This is a genomic window from Primorskyibacter flagellatus (assembly GCF_014638275.1).
Taxonomy (GTDB): domain Bacteria; phylum Pseudomonadota; class Alphaproteobacteria; order Rhodobacterales; family Rhodobacteraceae; genus Pseudooceanicola; species Pseudooceanicola flagellatus_A.
In genome coordinates this window covers 46,433-64,828 of the sequence record NZ_BMFJ01000005.1, presented here as the reverse complement: position 1 = coordinate 64,828, position 18,396 = coordinate 46,433, and the positions used below count along the sequence as shown (strand labels likewise).

At 61.2% G+C, this 18,396-nt stretch carries 18 protein-coding genes; 8 read left to right on the top strand and 10 right to left on the bottom strand.

The genetic code is table 11. The annotated features are described in order from the left end of the window. Nucleotides 1-8 precede the first annotated feature (8 nt). Together IEV87_RS21935 and IEV87_RS21930 are read right to left on the bottom strand one after the other, a co-directional pair. Nucleotides 9-827 (bottom strand): IclR family transcriptional regulator, encoded by an 819-nt coding sequence (locus IEV87_RS21935; protein ID WP_081979669.1) that lies wholly within the window; start codon nt 825-827, stop codon nt 9-11. A gap of 34 nt (nt 828-861) precedes the next feature. Continuing rightward, complete coding sequence (locus IEV87_RS21930) at nt 862-1,344, bottom strand: MaoC family dehydratase (RefSeq protein ID WP_043753047.1); 483 nt, start codon at nt 1,342-1,344, stop codon at nt 862-864. A gap of 317 nt (nt 1,345-1,661) precedes the next feature. Between IEV87_RS21930 and IEV87_RS21925 the strand changes: the two genes are divergently transcribed. The 8 genes from IEV87_RS21925 to IEV87_RS21890 all read left to right on the top strand — a co-directional run bounded on the left by IEV87_RS21925 (nt 1,662) and on the right by IEV87_RS21890 (nt 10,038). Further along, a complete protein-coding gene (locus IEV87_RS21925; RefSeq protein WP_043753048.1) occupies nt 1,662-2,774 on the top strand; it encodes an acyl-CoA dehydrogenase family protein in 1,113 nt (370 codons plus the stop codon). Between the two features lie 16 nt (nt 2,775-2,790). Then, a complete protein-coding gene (locus IEV87_RS21920; RefSeq protein WP_043753050.1) occupies nt 2,791-4,017 on the top strand; it encodes an acyl-CoA dehydrogenase family protein in 1,227 nt (408 codons plus the stop codon). A 49-nt stretch (nt 4,018-4,066) separates the two neighbouring features. Beyond that, nucleotides 4,067-5,212 (top strand): TAXI family TRAP transporter solute-binding subunit, encoded by a 1,146-nt coding sequence (locus IEV87_RS21915; protein WP_048534165.1) that lies wholly within the window; start codon nt 4,067-4,069, stop codon nt 5,210-5,212. Nucleotides 5,213-5,279: 67 nt separating this feature from the next. Next, complete coding sequence (locus IEV87_RS21910; RefSeq protein WP_043753051.1) at nt 5,280-7,247, top strand: TRAP transporter permease; 1,968 nt, start codon at nt 5,280-5,282, stop codon at nt 7,245-7,247. 1 nt (nt 7,248) lies between these two features. After that, nucleotides 7,249-7,662, top strand: coding sequence for a PaaI family thioesterase (locus IEV87_RS21905; RefSeq protein ID WP_043753053.1), 414 nt, complete (start codon nt 7,249-7,251; stop codon nt 7,660-7,662). 60 nt (nt 7,663-7,722) lie between these two features. Continuing rightward, nucleotides 7,723-8,499, top strand: coding sequence for an SDR family NAD(P)-dependent oxidoreductase (locus tag IEV87_RS21900; RefSeq protein ID WP_043753055.1), 777 nt, complete (start codon nt 7,723-7,725; stop codon nt 8,497-8,499). Nucleotide 8,500: 1 nt separating this feature from the next. Continuing rightward, the gene (locus IEV87_RS21895; protein ID WP_043753056.1) at nt 8,501-8,884 is read left to right on the top strand and encodes a Zn-ribbon domain-containing OB-fold protein; all 384 of its coding nucleotides are present in this window, start codon (nt 8,501-8,503) and stop codon (nt 8,882-8,884) included. An 8-nt stretch (nt 8,885-8,892) separates the two neighbouring features. Further along, the gene (locus IEV87_RS21890) at nt 8,893-10,038 is read left to right on the top strand and encodes a thiolase (protein WP_148562940.1); all 1,146 of its coding nucleotides are present in this window, start codon (nt 8,893-8,895) and stop codon (nt 10,036-10,038) included. 68 nt (nt 10,039-10,106) lie between these two features. Here IEV87_RS21890 and IEV87_RS21885 read toward each other — a convergent pair whose 3' ends face one another. The 8 genes from IEV87_RS21885 to IEV87_RS21850 all read right to left on the bottom strand — a co-directional run bounded on the left by IEV87_RS21885 (nt 10,107) and on the right by IEV87_RS21850 (nt 18,377). Continuing rightward, nucleotides 10,107-11,240: a C4-dicarboxylate TRAP transporter substrate-binding protein gene (locus IEV87_RS21885; protein WP_043753061.1), complete on the bottom strand. Its 1,134-nt coding sequence runs from the start codon at nt 11,238-11,240 to the stop codon at nt 10,107-10,109. Between the two features lie 66 nt (nt 11,241-11,306). Beyond that, on the bottom strand, nt 11,307-12,614 hold the full coding sequence (locus tag IEV87_RS21880) for a TRAP transporter large permease (RefSeq protein WP_043753062.1): 1,308 nt from the start codon (nt 12,612-12,614) through the stop codon (nt 11,307-11,309). 10 nt (nt 12,615-12,624) lie between these two features. Next, nucleotides 12,625-13,146, bottom strand: coding sequence for a TRAP transporter small permease subunit (locus IEV87_RS21875; RefSeq protein WP_043753064.1), 522 nt, complete (start codon nt 13,144-13,146; stop codon nt 12,625-12,627). A gap of 41 nt (nt 13,147-13,187) precedes the next feature. After that, nucleotides 13,188-13,964, bottom strand: coding sequence for an enoyl-CoA hydratase/isomerase family protein (locus tag IEV87_RS21870; RefSeq protein WP_048534167.1), 777 nt, complete (start codon nt 13,962-13,964; stop codon nt 13,188-13,190). 28 nt (nt 13,965-13,992) lie between these two features. Then, nucleotides 13,993-15,135: an acyl-CoA dehydrogenase family protein gene (locus tag IEV87_RS21865; protein ID WP_229737781.1), complete on the bottom strand. Its 1,143-nt coding sequence runs from the start codon at nt 15,133-15,135 to the stop codon at nt 13,993-13,995. Nucleotides 15,136-15,152: 17 nt separating this feature from the next. Further along, entirely contained in the window at nt 15,153-16,328 is a 1,176-nt protein-coding gene (locus IEV87_RS21860; RefSeq protein WP_027264328.1) for an acyl-CoA dehydrogenase family protein, read from the bottom strand. A 1-nt stretch (nt 16,329) separates the two neighbouring features. Beyond that, nucleotides 16,330-17,520, bottom strand: a complete 1,191-nt coding sequence (locus IEV87_RS21855; RefSeq protein ID WP_043753070.1) for a CaiB/BaiF CoA transferase family protein — start codon at nt 17,518-17,520, stop codon at nt 16,330-16,332. Continuing rightward, complete coding sequence (locus IEV87_RS21850; protein ID WP_229737780.1) at nt 17,517-18,377, bottom strand: enoyl-CoA hydratase/isomerase family protein; 861 nt, start codon at nt 18,375-18,377, stop codon at nt 17,517-17,519. The genes IEV87_RS21855 and IEV87_RS21850 overlap by 4 nt, the downstream gene beginning before the upstream one ends. Between the last annotated feature and the right edge of the window lie 19 nt (nt 18,378-18,396).

Here is an 18,396-nt window from a genome sequence, read left to right as displayed (position 1 = left end):
GCACACGTCTAGTGTCGGCCGGTTTCCCCAACCTCCGAACGATAGCCGAGTGCTCGGGAGAGCTGTTCAGCGGCCGTTTTGGCAGCGGCAACATATCGCTTCTTGTTACGCTTGGCGCGCTCCAGAGGAGCACCAATCACCAATGCCCCTGCCAAGTGTCCGTCGGCGCGAAAGACCGGAACCCCGAACCCCGCTGCATCTACATGCGCGGTTCCAGCTGTACTGGAATACCCGGTCTTGCGAATCTCCGAAATTAACCCGCGCAGTTCATTTTCATCGGTGATCGAATTAGGCGTCAGCGGCTTTAATTCAGTGCGCCGAAAATAATCGTCCAGTTCCTGCTGCGTGTCAAAGGCCAGCATGACCAGCCCCGATGCCGAACAGAACAATGGCCGGTTGATCCCCTGTTGGGCGACATACCGAACGGGCTGGGGGCTTTCGATGACCGACGAATAAATGACTTTCTCGCCGTCCCGGACAGCAAACAGGATGGTTTCACCGGTCTGGTTAACCACATCATTCATCACCCCGCGCAGGACCGATTCGAACGGATGGTTGGTCAGAATTGACTGGGCGAACTGAAAAATCCTCGGACCCAGAAAGTAATTGTCTTCCTCGCGCATCAGATACCCCTTCTCGGTGAGGGGCCGAAGCAGCACCAGCAAACTGCTTTTGGGGCAATCAATCGCGATACTGAGTTCCGAAAGAGACATGTGACGTTTGCAGCGCGCCAAAAGATCGAACAACGCAAGGATACGCGTCAAGGACCGGGGCCCTTCCGATGTGCGCCCGGCGGCTTCGGCTGGGTCAGATTGCGCGGTTTTCATAGTCATGTCTCCAGTGCCGCTATCCGGAACAGGCCTATGCCTTTCCTGGCTCTTTATCCGTCGTGCGGGCCTTGATCATCCGCAGCGGCGTATACTCCAATACCTGTTCTCCGGTTTGCTTGAACACCTTGTTTCGCGTCCGCACCAATCCGCGGTTCGGACGGCTCTTCGACCGGCGCGATTCTGTTACCTCGACCTCACAATGGATGGTGTCCCCGGCAAATGTGGGTCCCATGACCTTCAGTTCCATGTCCAGAAAGGCAAAGCCTGTATGTTGCATTGTGGATTGGGTCAAGAGCCCTTCCATGAAGGTATAGACCAGCGCACCGGGCGCGGCGAAACCGGGGATATTGGATTCCTTCTCCTGGAAGTCACGATTGATGAACAAGACCTCAAGCATGCCGGTGACGCTGACAAAATTCGTGATATCGGTTTCGGTCACGGTGCGCCCAATGGTCCGAAACCTGCGCCCCACAGGCAAATCTTCGTAACAAAACCCGAGTCCTACAGTTTCCATTCCGCAAAAATCCCTTGATCAGTTCCATTTTCTGAGAGGGTTCGGCCACATGTCCTGCGCCCGGAACACGCCCCGGTTCCTTCACGCTAGGCGGCAAGCTCCGCAGCAATCAATCGACTGCCTCGTTTTTGCGGCTTTCACGTCGATTGAGCACATTCTTGATGAATCGCATTCTTAGCTCCATTGGCCCCTTTTTCCACGCCGCAGCACATATGTGGTTTTACGCGGCTGGGGCCGGATAGCGGTTGGGACATACCGAACGCGGGCCTTACCTTTTGTGAACAGGCGCCAAATGCCATGACCCGAAGAGGACCAGCATGAATTTCGGCTTTTCCGACGAACACGATGCCATACGCGACACGCTGGCACGAATGCTGAGAGATCACGCCACTCTCGCGGTGGCGCATGACTGTCTTGAGGCTGCCGACGGGTTCGATTCCGCAACCTGGACCGCCTTGGCGGACGGCGGATGGCTGGGCCTTGCAATTGCCGAAGACTACGGGGGGGCGGCGATGGGGGCGATCGAACTGGCCATTGTCGCCGAAGAGATCGGCCGTAGCCTGGCCGCCATACCTTTTGGCCCGGTTCTTGGCCTGGCGATCCCCGCGATTCAGGACTTGGGCACGCAAAGCCAAAGGGAAAATCTGCTTCCCCGGATCGCCGAAGGCCGCATGATCGTTACCGCCGCGCTTGCCGAGGATGGAGGGTCTGCACCGGAACGGGTCTCGGCAAAAGTACTGCAGGATCGCCTTTCGGGAAGGAAATCGCCAGTTTCGTTCGCATCCGATGCGTCATTCGCGATCGTCGCCGCCCTGGACGAAGGCGGCACCGCGCGCTTTTATCTGGCGGATCTTTCGGACCCCTCGGTGTCGATCAGCGCGCTGGATGCGATCGACCGCACCCGTCCGACGTCCGAGATTGTCTTTCACGACACGCCGGTTGAACTGCTTCCCGGTTCCGATCCCGCAGCGATCCGGACTCTTTTGGATGGCGCCGCAGTGTTGGCCGCCTTCGAACAGATCGGCCTGGCCGAGCGGGCGCTTTTCCTGACCAGAGACTATGCCTGCGAGCGGCAGGCGTTCGGACGCCAGATCGGCAGTTTTCAGGCGGTCAAGCACCGGCTCGCGGACATGTTCGCCAAGATCGAGCTGGCACGGTCCAATGCTTTTTTCGGCGCCTGGGCGCTGGCGAGCGGGGATGAACGGCTGTCCGAAGCGGCGGCGGTAGCACGCCTCGCGGCTCTCGATGCAGTGCAATTCACCACTGAGGAATCGGTGCAGCTTCACGGTGGGATCGGGTTCACCTGGGCGGCCGACCCGCATTTGTTTCTGCGGCGAGGATGGCAGTTGAAGGCCGAACTCGGCCTGGCCGATTTGTGGCGCGAGCGGCTGCTTTGCAATCTGGCGGACGGCCAAAGGGCCGCGAACTGACAAGGACAAAGTGCAGATGGATTTCAGCGACAGCCCGGAAGAAGCCGCGTTCCGCGCCAAGGCGCGCGACTGGCTTGATGCCAACACGACCCGCCGCAATGGAAGCGAAAAGGCCCAGGACCATTTCATGGCCCGCGACGCCGACGAAGTTGCCCGTGCGCGCGACTGGCAGGCACGAAAGGCCGACGCAGGCTGGGCGGGGCTGACATGGCCCCGTGCTTTCGGTGGGCGTGACGCCACTCCGATCGAGCAAGTGATCTGGAATCAAGAGGAAGGGCGCTACGCCGTCCCGCCCAACGTCTTTCTGATCGGGATCGGGCTGGTTGGGCCTACGGTCATGATCCACGGCACCGAAGACCAGAAAACAAGATTCTTGCCCCGGGCTCTCACGGGCGAAGACATCTGGTGCCAGCTTTTTTCCGAACCCGCCGCCGGGTCCGATTTGGCCGGTATCCGCACCCGTGCACGCCGCGAAGACGACGAATGGGTGATCTCCGGTCAGAAGGTTTGGACCTCGGGGGCGCAATATTCCACTCACGGCATCCTGCTGGCGCGCACCGATCCACAGGTGCCCAAGCACAAGGGAATGACCATGTTCCTTGTGGACATGTCCGACCCGGCCATCGAAACCCGTCCTATTCGCCAGATTTCGGGCAGCTCCAGTTTCAACGAAGTGTTCATCGACAACCTGCGCGTGCCAGACAGCGCCCGCTTGGGCGGTGTATCCGAAGGGTGGAAGGTGGCGCTGACCACACTCATGAACGAACGGTTCAGTATTTCCGTCGGCCGGGCCAGTGGCGGTGCGCGGGCCGAGGAATTGATTGATCTGGCTACCCGTGTCGAACGGAACGGTCGCCCGGCCATCGAGGACGACGAGGTGCGCGCGCGCATTGCCGATTTCATCGCGCGTCAACGCGGACTGGAATTCACCTCTTACCGGGTCATGACGTCGCTTTCGCGCGGCCAGGCACCGGGTGAAGAGGGCTCGATCGGCAAGCTGTTGCTGGGCAAGCTGCGGCAGGAAATGGGCGCTTTCGGGATGGATCTGGCGGGAACTTCGGCGGGCATATCGGCCAAGGTCGGGGATGACGTGGCGCGCTGGCGCAACGAATACCTGACCGCGCCCGGCAACCGGATTGCCGGGGGGTCGGACGAAATCCAGCGCACCATCATCGGAGAACGCATTCTCGGGCTGCCGCCCGAAGTACGCGTCGACAAGGATGTCGCATTTTCGGAGCTTTGATCCGAAAATGCGAATTCCCGGAGTAAGAACCAACAAGGAGTAGAAAATCATGAACTTCAAGTCAACTGGTATCGCTGCTGCCTTTCTGGCGATTGCCGCGTCGGCCAATGCCCAGGAAATCGAATTGCCTGACGTGATCGCTTGGTCGGCCTATGACACGGGATCAGCCGGTCATGCACATTCCATAGCCATCGGTAACATGATGCGCAGCAAATACGGATCGACGGTCCGCGTGCTTCCGGGGCGAAACGACGTCTCGCGGATGACCCCGCTCAAAAACGGGACGGTCGATTACTGCCTGTGCGGCATTGCCTCATATTTCGCCGCCGAAGGGGTTTTCCTTTTTGCTGCGCCTGAATGGGGGCCGCAGCCAATCCGGGCAGTTCTTCAGGCCGTCGGCGATTACGGACTGGGTGTCGCTGTCGCCGCCGATGCAGGCATCGAAACCATCGCGGATCTCAAGGGGAAACGGGTCGCTCGTGCCGTCAGTTCTCCCGCGATTGGCAACAACATGGAGGGACTGCTGGCCTTTGGCGACCTGACATGGGACGACGTAGAAACCGTGGAGTTTTCGGGCTATGTGAACTCTCTCAAGGGTATTCTCGAAAATCGCGTGGATGCGGCGTTTGCCCTGACGACGACGACCGTGAATTATCAGATCGAATCGAGCCCGCGCGGTCTCAAATGGCTTGAAACACCCGCGGACCAAGACGAAGCGTGGCAGCGTTATACCAGCGTGACGCCCTTCGTGACACCGCACATGGTGTCGGTGGGACCCGCCATCGACCCCGACTCGCCTCTGCCCATGGCGCTGTATCCCTATCCGCTTCTCGTCACTGAAACCGATCAGAATACCAGCGAGGTGCGCAACATCGTCGCCGCGCTTGACGCCGGGTTCGACGATTACAAGGATGCCGCCCCCGGTGCCAATGCATATGCGATCGATCGCCAGATCCTGTCTTGGGTGATGCCGTGGAGCGATGGCAGCGTTGCGTATTTCAAGGAAAAGGGCCTCTGGACCCCGGAGGCCCAGGCCAACCAAGACAAGTTGGTGGAACGGCAAGAGGTGCTCCTCCAGGCCTGGAACGCATTTGTCGACGGCGCTCCCGAGGGTGAAGAAGAATTTGCCCCTGCATGGATGGAAGCCCGTGCCGCCGCACTGGAAGAGGCCGGCCACGAAGTCTTCTTTCGCTGATGCGACACAGCGCGGCGTCCAGGGGCGCCGCGCCGGATGAAACGCAGCACAGAACGGGAGTACGGGCATGACACCAAAATCGCAGGACACGCCGGCGCAACCGACCGAAATGGGCACGCTGCCCGCCTTCGTTCGCTGGTTGCTCGTCGTCTCGGCAGTGCTGTTGACCGCGGCCTCGGTCAATCACCTCTTCAATCTGGGGTTCTTCATGAACGTCCGGTTGCTTGAAATTCACTACCTCTATGTGATGCTTCTGCTGACGCTGCCGCTGGTGTTTCTTGTCTTTCCCTGTTCAAAGTCAGATTCCTACGGATCGACGCGGTGGTGGGATTACTTTCTGGCCCTGCTGGCCCTGATCACCTGCGCCTTCTTTGCCTACTACGGGCGCAGCGTGGTGAACAAAGGGTGGGATTTCGCCGCTCCTCTTAATGCCGTGATCGCCAGCTTCGCCTTCTGGTTCCTGCTGCTCGTGGCCGCGCGCCGCACCGGCGGCTGGATGCTCTTCGCGGTAATTCTAGTGTTTTCCATCTACCCCATGGTCGCCAGCTATGCGCCCGGCCCGATCCAGGGCTTCCAGCGCTCACCCGTCGAGACGGCGATTTTCCACGCGATGAGCGGCGAAAGTGTGCTGGGCATACCGATGCGCAGCTTTGTCAATCTTGTCGTGGGGTTCATGATCTTCGGGGTCGCGATGCAACATACCGGCGCAGGTCCGTTTTTTATCGACATCGCCTTTGCCGCGCTCGGACATGTCCGGGGCGGGCCGGCCAAGGTAGGAGTTCTGACCAGCGGGCTGACCGGTTCGATGAGCGGCAGCGTGATCACCAATGTGCTGACGACCGGATCAATTACCATTCCAGCGATGAAAAAGGTGGGGTTCAGGCCCACTTATGCGGCAGGGATCGAAGCGGCGGCGTCGACGGGGGCGGTGCTGATGCCCCCTATCATGGGCGCCACGGCCTTTGTCATGGCGACATTCCTGGCGACCGACTACACCAACATCGTTTTGGCGGCGGTGCTTCCTTCGCTGTTCTACTTTTTCGGCCTGTTCGCACAAATCGACGCATACTCCGCGCGCAACGGACTGAAAGGCGTTCCGCGCGCCGACCTTCCCAGGATCGGCAAGGTGCTGCGCGAAGGCTGGTACTTTCTCGCCGTCTTCGGGCTGCTGATCTGGATGCTGCTCTACCTCAAGCGCGAGGCGATCGCTCCATTCTATGCGACCGCGCTGCTTCTTTTCCTGAACCAGCTGCTCTCAAAATCACGCTGGGGGCGAAAAGAGCTGATGAACTTTCTGATAGCCACGGGACGTTTGTTCGTCGAACTGGTTGCCATTCTTGCGGCGGTTGGGCTGATCGTCGGCGGGCTGGCGGTGACCGGGATGTCCGGGACAATCTCGAACGATCTGCTGTTCATCGCGGGCGGCAACATCTTTCTGCTTCTGCTGCTCGGGGCATTGACCAGTTTCATTCTTGGAATGGGCATGACCGTGACCGCCGCCTATGTGATTCTCGCGGTGTCGCTGGCACCCGCCCTGGTCGCCGGCGGACTCGATCCGATCGGCGTCCATTTATTTATCCTTTACTGGAGCATGCTGAGCTATATCACTCCCCCGGTCGCGCTGGCGGCTTTTGCCGCGGCGGCCATCGCCCAGGCCAAACCCTTTGCGTCTGCCTTCGAAGCGATGAAGCTTGGAGGCATCGTCTATATAATTCCCTTCTTCTTCGTCCTTGATCCGGCGTTCATCCTGCAAGCCGGTCCACTCGAAAGCCTGCTTACGGTTCTGCGCGCCGGTCTCGGCATTCTGCTGATCTGCGCCGGTATTCAGGGGTATCTGTTTGGCGTCGGGCGGATCGAAACCGGGCTGCCAGGAACAATCGCCCGCGTCCTTCTTGGTATTGCCGGTCTGGCCTTCGCCTTTCCCTCGAACGCGGGTCTGGCGGTTCCGATCCTCGGCGCGGTGGGCGCAGGTGCCGCTATGGCGGCAGTGGCGGTCGCTTTGGTGATGGTCTCGGCCAAGCAGGAGAAAGCGTAATATGAGCGCACAAGACGGCAGACCGGACATCCCCGCCCCGTTCAACGCATTGCTCGGCGTGCGCTTCGTCTCGTGGTCCGGTGGCAAAGCCGAGTTGCGGTTGCCCATCGGACGCGATCACCTGAACGGCGCTTTTTCGGTGCATGGCGGTGTCTACGCGACCATGCTGGACAACGCGGTCACCTTTTGCGCGTCCTACGCGGGGGATGGCCGCCCCGGTCATCGCTGCCTTACGCTTTCGCTTACCACCAGTTTCGTCGCCCCGGCGGCCGAAGGAGACACGCTGACGGCCCGCGCGCGCATTGTCGGGGGCGGACGCAAACTGGTTTTTGTACAGGGCGAGATCTTCAATCAGGACGGGCACCATCTGGCCCATGGCGATGCCGTGATCAAGCGGCTCGCACCACCGTCGTGACCACCTGAGTGATCCGATGGTGAGCGAGACCAAACAAACGAAGGACAAAAGGAGACAGAAATGATCAACCCGATGGCATTGGACAATCAAGTGGTTATCGTCACAGGCGCCGGACAGGGTATCGGCCGCGGTGTGGCGGCGCTGTCGGCAGAGCTGGGCGCCAAGGTCGTGGTGAACGATCTGAACGAGGACGGCGTCAAGGAAACCGCCGAACAGATCGGTGGCAATGCCCGCGCCATCGTGGGGAATGTGGCCGACCCGGACTTTCCCGGGAAGCTCGTGAAATTCGCCCTCGACGAATTCGGCGACATCAACGGGCTTGTGAACAACGCCGGGATCGTGCGCGCCGCGATGATCCACAAGATGGACCGGGCCACCTGGCAACAGGTCATCGACGTGAACCTCACCGGTGTCTTCGCCTGCCTGCAGGCCGTTGGGACCTATTACAAGGAACAGGCCGAAAAAGACCCTGAAAGCGCCGCGCGCCGTGCCATCGTCAATATCTCATCCGATGCCGGGCGTCGCGGCACCATCGGTCAGATCAATTATGGCGCGGCAAAATCCGGGGTTCTGGGTCTGACAATGAGCGCCGCGCGTGAATGGGGCCGTTACCGCATTAACGTCAATTCGGTCTGTTTCGGAATGGTCGAGACGCCAATGACTGAGACCATCCGCTCTGAAAAATTCGCCGACAGGTATATGGCGCAGATCCCGATGGGACGGATGAGCACCCCAGAAGAAGTCGCGCAGCCCGTCTGTTTCCTGTTGTCCAACGCGGCATCCTATATCACCGGCCAGCACCTGAGCGTGAACGGTGGCTTCCACATCGGGTTCTGAGATGGCCGGCATTGGACAAGGCCCAGGGCCGGACGCCGTCTTCGCCGCGAAGCTGGCCGAGGGCGTCTTCGAGATTCAGAAATGTGGCGGCTGCGGCACCCATGTATTCCATCCGCGCGTGATCTGTCCGGCCTGCGGCAGCGCGGATCTGGGATGGATCGCGCCAACCGGGAGGGGCACCGTCTATGCGCGAACGGTCGTGCGCCGAAAACCGGAACGAGGCGGCGATTACAACGTGGTTCTGGTGGACCTGGAGGAAGGGGTACGAATGATGTCGCGCATCGACGGTATCGCGCATGACCAGATTGTCGCCGGGCTGAAAGTAACCGCGTCGATCGGCGAAGGCGCCGAAGGTGACCCCGCCGTGGTTTTCCGGCCAGAATGAGAAGCAAATTGAGTTTACGGGGAAAAGCCGCCATCGTCGGTGCAGCGCTGGCAGGCTGCGGCGAGGCCCATGGCAAAAGCTCGATGGAGATCACAATCGAGGGGGTGCATGGCGCGCTTGCCGATGCGGGGATCGCACTTGGCGAGGTCGATGCCATTGCCACCTGCCAGCCGCTGGATATGCTGTCGGGTCTTACACTGGCGCAGGAATTGGGCTTGAACCCCAGGTTTACGATGAACAATCGCATGGGCGGCTCGTCGTTCCTGTCGCACACGCTCTGGGCCGCGATGCTGCTCGAATTGCGGCTCGCTGATACCGTGTTGATCTGCTACGGATCGAACCAGCGCACCGCCTCGGGCAAGCTGATGACCGCGCTTGGCCTGCCGACCTACGAGGCCCCCTACAAGCCGCTGTTCCCGCTGTCGTCCTACGCGCTTGCCGCGGACCGTCACATGACGCAATTCGGCACAACGCGCGAACAGCTGGCCGACGTGGCGGTGGCGGCCCGCGCCTGGGCAAAAAAGAACCCCGACGCTTTCATGCGCGATCCTCTGACGCGCGAGGATGTGATCGCCTCGCGGCCGGTTTCGGACCCTCTGCGGGTGCGCGACTGCTGCCTTGTGACCGATGGCGGCGGGGCGATAGTTATGCGGCGGGCCGAGACGGCCAAGGATCACCCCAGGCCACCGGTGTATCTGCTGGGCGGCGGCGAGGGCACGACGCACCGCGACATCTCCGAAATGGCGGACCTGACCGTGACCGGCGCTGCGCAATCGGGGCGAACGGCCATGGACATGGCGGGTGTCAAACCCGCGGACATCGACGTGGTCCAGCTCTACGACGCGTTCACCATCAATGTGATCCTTTTTCTAGAAGATCTGGGCTTTTGCAAGAAAGGTGAAGGCGGTGCGTTTGTGGCGAACGGCGGCATCGCGCCCGGCGGTCATCTGCCGGTCAACACCAATGGCGGCGGGCTGTCCTGCGTCCATCCCGGCATGTACGGCATCTTCACGCTGGTCGAAGCGGTGCGACAGCTGCGCGGCGAAGCCGGAGACCGCCAGATCGACGGCGCCGAGCTGGTCCTGGCCCATGGCAACGGCGGTGTCCTGTCCAGCCAGGTGACGAATATCCTGGGCACCGAAGCCACCCTCTGAACAGACGAAGGAAGCAATGAAGCGGCCCTTCTTGCGAAGGGCCGCTGTGTATTCAGGCCTGAAACGGCTCAGTTCGGGTAGGTTGCGAAGTCGATCTTGGAATAAATCTCCTGACGCAGAAGGTCTGCATAAGGCTGATGATTGTCCCGGATCGGTTGCAGCGGCTGAACCAGACCGTGCCATTTCACGATCAGTTCGCGATAGCTTGCGATCAGCGGTTCCGGATCTTCGATGCCGCGTTCCTCGCGCGAGATGCGGGCGATCTCTTCAAGATCGGCGGTGCGGAAATCGATCAGATCCTGAAGAAACTCGGGCGAGGGTTCGTGCACCTCAAGACCAAGGTCGCCGGCCTCTTTCAGCACGTCCAGATCGTCGGTTTCGTAATACACCTCGGTCTGCGCAAGGGCGTCGGGCAGGTTCTTGGCGAATTGCTCGCGTTGCTCCGGCGAAAGTGAGGCCCAGAATGTCGGGCTGGCGGCAAAGATCGAACCGGAATGGTAGGTGCCCAGCGGCAACTCCGTCAGGTGCTTGGCGACCTCGATCAGACTGTGCCCCTTGAGCGCACCGACCGGCTGCACCGCAGCGGTGACGACACCGTGGCTCATCGTGTCGTACATCTCGCTCGTCGGCACGTTTACCGGCTCTGCCCCAAGGCGTGTCGCCCAGCGGTCCCAGACCGACCCGCCCGTGCGCAGCTTGACCCCTTGCATATCCTCGATGGTCACAATCGGCTGGGTCGTCAGCAATACATAAGGCGCAGTGCTGATCCCGCTAAGCGCCACCATACCGTTCTTGGCAAACTCGTCCTTGCATGGCTGACAGTGCAGCATGACGAATTCGCTGGTCGCGCCGGCCATGGCATAGTGGTCCTCGCCCAAAAGAGCGAGATCGGCGACGAGCTGCGCATAGGGCATTTCCGACCTGAAATAGGTCAACGCCAGCAGACCTACATCGGCGACACCGTCGCGCAGGCCGGACAGTGTTGGCTTGGGGCCAAGCAAGGCGCCGCCGGTAAACAGCTTGAAGTCGAAGGCATCCGGAAATTCAGATTCGGTCATTTCGGCAAAGGCGGCATGGCCACGCGATGTCGCGTGATTGGGTGACGTCCAGTTGGATATAGTCACCCGCTTTTCGGCCAGGGCCGGTGTCGCCGCTAGAACGGCCGTCGCCGCCAGCGCGGCAAACGCATTGGTCAGTTTCATGTGGTCTCCTCCTCTTTTTCAAGACCCCGCTATTGCGCGGGGTTCGTCACGGCCGGGATGGCCAAATCAGTTGCCGAGCTCTGGCAGGAACATGATCAGTTCGGGAAATGCGACCATGATGATAAGGACCACCACATCCGCAGCCAAAAACCACAAAACACCCTTGAAAATCAGTGAAATCGGGACCGCATCTCCGACGATGCCCTTGATCACGAACACGTTCAGCCCCACCGGTGGGGTAATCAGAGCCATCTCGACCAGCTTGGTTGCAAGCACGCCCAGCCAGATCAGGCTGATATGGTTCGCCTCGTAGATCGGCAGAAGGATTGGCAGCGTCAGCAGCAGGATGCCCAGCGGATCGAGGATCATGCCCAGCAGGCAAAAGATCACGGCGGTGCCAAAAACCAGCATCACATAGCTGGCCCCCAGGTCAATCACCAAGTCCGTCATCGCTTCGGGGATACCGCTGATCGCCAGAAACCTCGAAAACAGGTTGGCACCGACCGCAATGATGAAGATCGCCGCGGTCATTTTCGCAGTGTCCATCAGCGCGATCCTGGAAACTTTCCAGTTCAGGGTGCCGCGCGCCGCCGCAATCGCGAAGGACAACGCCGCCCCGACAGCCCCGGCCTGCGTGGGTGTGAATATCCCGGTGAACAGACCGCCGAAAACGCCCACCACCAGCAAGAGCACGGGCCATGTCTCGCTCAGGGCCTCCAGCCGTTCGGACCATGTCGCGCTTTCGTCGTGCGACGGCGCGAGCGCGGGATTGATCCACACACGAACGATGATTACGGCCCAGTACCCCAGCATCGTCAGTACGCCCGGCACGATCGCGGCCAGAAACAGCTTGCTGATCGCGACCTCGGCAAAAATACCGTAGATGATCAGAAGGATGCTCGGCGGGATGAGCGACCCCATGGTGCCGGCTGCGGCAACCACGGCGGTACTCAGCCCGGGATCGTAGTCGCGCTTCAGCATTTCCGGCACCGCGATCCGGCCCATTGCCGCGGCGCAGGCCAGGCTGGAGCCGGCCGCCGCCGAAAACAGCGCCGCGCCGCCCACGCTGGCGACCGCCAGCCCCCCCGGCAGGAACGACAGCCAGACCCTGGCGGCCTTGAATATCCCGCGCGTGATGTCGGTCTGGTAACAGACGTAGCCCATCAAGAGGAACATCGGGATCGAGCTCAGCGTCCAGTGCGCGGCGAAGTCATAGGGCACCGCCGTCAGCAGGCCGAAAGCCGCGCCGCTTCCCAGCATCGCCCAGAACCCGAAGAAGGACACGATACCCAGCGCGACCGCGATCGGAACGCGCAGCAAGACCAGCAGGATGACAGAAACGATGCCGCAAAGGCCGATCTGGAAAAAGCTCACCGTTCCACTCCTATTCGTACATGTCGTGATTGGGGCCGGCCATGCCAGCGTCGGTGAAAGGCCTCTGGATCAGCTTGGCCAGCAAAAGCAGAACCATCAGCCCTGCACCAAGAGGCAGACAGAAGCGACCGGGCCAGACGGTCACCGCCGCCATACCCATGGATTTTTCTCCAATGGCGTATTTCTCGAGCGCGTCTATCCAGGTTTGCCAGGTCAGCAGGCCATAGAACACAGCCGACAATGCCAGCGCCAGCATGTCCAGAACGGTCCTGCCCGCCGCCGGGATCAGATCGTGAATCAGATCAACCTTGACGTGCTCGTTGGTAAATTCGACGAAGGGCAGCGGCAGGAAGACCAAGCCGACCATGTAATAGTATGACACGTAGTCCACCATTCCCGGCAGCGGCTCGGCGACAAACTGGCTCAGAACGACATCGATCGTCACATGGACCATCATCAGCGCCGCCAGGGCAGTCGCAATATAGGTAATAATCCGCGACACCCTGCCAAGTCGTGCAATAACTGTTTCCATCACTATCTCTTCCCTGTCGTAAAAAGGGCCAATCCGCTTGGTCATGCGCCACGGAAAACCGGTTTTCTCTTGCTCAGAAAGGCGTCGATGCCTTCGGCGTGATCCGCGCTCTTGATGATTTGCCCCTGAATGATGGCTTCTGTTTCAAGAAAGTTCTCCAGAGACGGTTGCATCGCGGCGCGCATCAGCCGCTTGGTACCGGCCAGGGCAAAGGTTGGCCCCGCGGCCAGGTCTGTCGCATAGTCCAGGGCCGCCCGGTCGAGGGCATCATCGGGATGAACCTGGCTTGCCAATCCCAGGCTCAGGGCTTCATCCGCCGGCACCATCCGCGCTGAGAAGGCAAGGTCCGTCGCACGTTGCCGACCGATCAGATTCTGAAGGAAAAACGCCGCGCCGCCATCGGGGGCCAGCCCGATCTTGCGAAAAACCTGACCGAATCTTGCCGTCTCGGAGAGCAGGATAACGTCGCAGGCGAGCGCCATGCTCAGACCGATCCCGACCGCCGGACCGCGCACCGCGGCAACCACAGGCTTCTCGCAATTGAATATGGAAAGGATCATCTGGTGTGCCCTGTACAAGCGCGCCCGATCACCCCAGACATCGTCCTTGCCCATGGTCGAAATATCCGCACCCGCACAAAAAGCGCGGCCCTCGCCCCGCAGTAATACGGCGCGAATCCGCGGGTCAGTTTGGATATCGCGAAACGCGTCCAGGAGTTCGACGCGCATGTCGAGGGTCAGCGCATTCAGCTTGTCGGGCCGGTTCAACGACACGACGGCCAGACCTTCTGAGTGTTCCACAGTGATATCGCTTGTCATGACCGCCCCTCCCTTTGGCGAAGATTCGTCAGTCAGTGAAGAGCGCCCGAGCAATCCCGTTCTTGTGTATCTGGGTCGTTCCCCCGGTGATCGTCAGCATCCGCACATCCCTCACCATCCGCTCCAACGGAAGCGAACCGAAATAGCCGTAGCCACCGAACATCTGCATGGCGTCATGGGTGACGCGCTGTGCCATTTCGGTGGCCTGAACCTTGGCGATCGAAGACAATGTTGGATCGGCCTGGCCACGGTCGATCAGCGACAGCGCCGTATAACACAACGACCGCGCGGCCTCGATCTGCACCTTCATGTCCGACATCATCCATTGCAGCCCCTGCATCTCGGACAGCGCCTTGCCGAATTGCCGACGGGTCTTCATGTAGTCGCGTGCAAGGTCGAACGCCCCCTCGGCGACACCAAGCGCCAGTATCCCCATGCCGACGCGCGTGGCGTTATAGACACCCAGCGGGCGGACAAAGCCGCTGGAGTTGCCGGCCAGCCCTTCGGTCACGACGTTTTCGGACGGCACCCGCACATCGTCGAAATGGATCTCGCATTCGTTGCAGCCGCGCGCGCCCATCTTCTGTTCAAGAATATGGACCGAAACGCCGGGGCTTTTGCGGTGCACCAAAACGGTTCCGATGCCTCGCGCGCCTTTGCTTTCGCAGAACCGAGCATAGACCAGAAGGTAATCGGCCCTGTCGCCGAAAGTGGTAAAGATCTTGCCGCCGTTCAGCACAAACCCGTCCCCGTCCGGGCGCAGCGATGTCGTCACCGCGGTGGCGTCCGACCCGGCCTCTGGCTCGGTCCAGGAGATCGCGCATTCGATCTCGCCCGCGGCGAAGCGGGGCAGGAAAGACTGCTTCAACGCCTCGCTGCCGCAGGTGGCGATGATCCGGGGCGAGACGTTCTGATCGTGAACGATCAGCGCGGTATTGAAATCCACCTTGGCCAGTTCCTCGATCACGAGATAGCAATCCACCAGCGGCGCACCGCCACCGCCGTATTCTTCGGGAATGGTCATGCCCAGATAGCCAAGCGCGGCCAGCCGATGGTGGTTTTCCTCGGGGTAGATGCCGTCGCGGTCCCAGCGTGCGGCGCGGTCCCGGAATTCCCCGAGCGCCAGTTTTCGCGCGGCATCCTTGAGAGCGACCTGTTCTGTCGTTAGCAACGAGGGATGCATCCGCCCTACCCCCGCCGCTGGTCGAAGCTGTGGCCGTAGACCATGGCGGCGATCGTATTGCGCAGGATTTCGACGGTGCCACCGCCAAGCGCGAAGCCGCGCGCGTCACGCACCATACGTTCCAGCGGGTATTCGCGCGTGTAACCATTGTGACCGTGGATCTGCAGCGCTTCGTTCGTGACCCTCTGCGCCATTTCGTTGGCGTAAAGCTTGGCCATGGTCGCATCCATCGGATCGGGAAAGCCGTTCGGCGCGGGGTTGGTCGCGGCCCGATAGACCATCAGACGCGCAGCATGGATCTGTGTGGCCATGTCGGCGATTTTCCATTGCAGGCCCTGGAACTCCTTGATCGGGCGCCCGAACTGATGGCGAATCTCGGAATACGACTTTGCAGCATCGAAAGCGCCCTGCGCCAGCCCCACGCACATCGCTGCGTTGCCCACCCGCTCGGGTCCGAAACTGCTCATCAACAGCGCGAAGGAGCGCGAGCTTTCCGGGTCCCCTTCGACCAGCACATCCTCGGGACCGGCCTTGTAGTTTTCAAGGATAATCTCGGCCTCGGTCAGTCCCCGGCCACCCATCTTCAGCGATATGTGGCCGATCCGAGCGCCCGGCTTCTTCAGATCGACGACAAAGGCACCAATCCCCTTCGCCCCGCTGGCCTTGCCGAAACGGCAGAAGACCAGCGCATAATCGGCCACATGGGCGCCCGTGGACCAGCATTTGTTGCCATTCAGCACCCATCCGTCGCCGTCCCTTGTGGCCGTGGTGCGCAGGTCTGTCACCGCCGACCCCGCCTCGGGCTCGCTGATGGCGATTGCGATGAATTTCTTGCCGGCCGCCATGTCTGGCAGGAACCGCTTTTTCTGCTCGTCGCTGCCCAGAACGCTGATTGCCCGGGATGGGCCGTTCAGGTAGAGTTGCGAGACCAGCGCCGTGTTGAAACAGACCCGCGCCATTTCTTCCAGAAACACCGTGCCCTGGATCACTGGCGCGCCGGAGCCGCCGTATTCTTCAGGGATGAACATTCCCAGATAGCCAAGTTCGGCCAGCTTGTCGCGGTTCGCGGCTGGAAACTCTTCGGCTTCGTCCCAATGGGCGGCCCTGGGAGCAAACTCGCGCTCAGCCAGCTTGCGTGCCTCGTTGCGAAAATCCTCCAATTCCGGATCGAGCTTGAACATGTCAGTAGGTGTCCTTTGATTGAGCAGAGGGCAGGTCCTGTTCCAGTGCGGTCAGGATGCGCGCCGTATCGGCGCCTACGGTTGGTGCGGGGATAGGGGTGACCTGTGGGTGAGCCGCGAAACGCATCGGCAGCCCTGGAACAGGGACCGTGCCCAGGTCTGGATGCGGAAGGTCATGGATCATGCCGCGGGCGCGCATGTCATCGTCCGACACCACCTCAGCGAGCGTGCGCACCGGGGCGCCCGGCACATGTGCGCTGCTCAGGGCCGCGAAAATCTCGGCGCGGGTCTGACTTGAGGTCCACGCCGTCACCCAGCCATCGACTTGGGCACGCCGCGCGCAGCGCGCGGGTCCCGCGGCCAGTTCGGGATCTTCGGCCAGATTAGGGCGACCCATGGCCCGGGTCAGCTGCTGCCAGTGGCGATCATTCAGGCACATGATGGCCACCTGCCCGTCGCGCGCCGGAAACAGGTCGTAGGGTGCGACCTTGAGCACGGCCTGACTGTTGCCGGCCCGGTCGGCGAACCCGTCAGGCGCCAGCAGATAGCTTGCGACATTCGACGCCAGCGCGTGGTGCGTGACGTCCTGCATCGCGATCTGGACAAAATCCCCGCGCCCTGTCGCGCCGCGCGCATGCAACGCCGCCATAATGCCACCAAAAAGGTGGATACCGCCCAGAAAATCGGTGATCGCTGCGCCGCATTTCACCGGCGGACCATCGGGAAACCCGGTCACCGACATCAGCCCGGTCAGGGCCTGAATAGGAAAATCCATCGCCGGCGCATCGCGATAGACGGAATCGGCCGCGTAGCCCTTTCCTGACCCCATGACCAGGCGCGGATTGCGGGCACAGAGTGTTTCCCACCCCAGCCGCAGTTTCTCCATCGTACCGGGACGGAAATTCTCGATTAGAACATCGGCCGAATCTGCCAGCGCCAGCAGGGCGCTGCGCCCGCCCTCGGACCCCAGATCGAGCGTCACGCTCTGTTTGCTGGAATTGAGCATCATCGCTGCGGGGTTCTCGCGCCCGCCCGCGATGCCGCGGATACTGTCGCCGCCGGGCGGCTCGACCTTGATGACCTCGGCCCCCATGAGCGCGAACATCAGACCGCAATAGGGCCCAAGGTAGACCTGCCCGAGGTCGATCACCCGAAGACCGGCCAGCGGGCCACTATCGGGCGCCGCGTTCATGATCCGACAAAGCGCGGCGGGCGCTTTTCCTTGAAAGAGGCGACCGCCTCGCGGTGATCTGCGGTCTGCATGATATGGGCTTCGGCGGTTGCCTCGATCTCGAGATAGGTCGCGAAATCGCAATCCATGCCACGGTTCAGCATCGACTTGCCCAGCCCAAAGGCTCGGGTCGGCCCTTCGGCCAGACGCGCGGCCAGCGCATCGGCCTCTGCGTCGAGCGCGTCTTCTTCGTGGATTGCGTGGACGATCCCAAGGTCGTGCGCCTCTTGGGCATCGATCACCTGGGCCGTCAGGAACATCGCCTTCGCCCGCTGCGTCCCGACCGTCCGCGCCAGCAAGTAAAGCCCGCCACCGTCGGGCACGATCGCCACGCGCGCATAGGCCTGGCAAAAGCGGGCCGAGGGCGCGGCCAGGATCACGTCAGCCAGAAGCGCAATGTTGAACCCCACGCCAAAGGCCGGCCCGGCAACCGCCGCGACGACCGGCTTTTCAAGATCATATAGCATCCGGGTTACGCGGTGCTGTTGTTTCATGCGGTCCCGCATGGCCACAGGCGAAGAACCGGCGAAAGTGCTGATATCGCCTCCGGCGCAAAACGCGCCCCCGGCGCCCGTGATCAACAGCGCGCGCACGCGGTCATCGTCGCGCACCTGGGTGACGATGCGTTCCATCTCTTTGCGTGCGTCTTGATCAAGGGCATTCTTCTTCTCGGGAAAATCGAAAGTCATCCGACCAACGCTTTCCGAGCGGCTGTAGAGCAATGGCACCGCTTCCTCCTCCCAGGAATGGGCTAGCATGGAACACGATAGGAGTGGCATTGAGCGACGGGCTATAGTCCGGTGCGGAAAATCAGACATGTGTAAAATTCACCCGTTC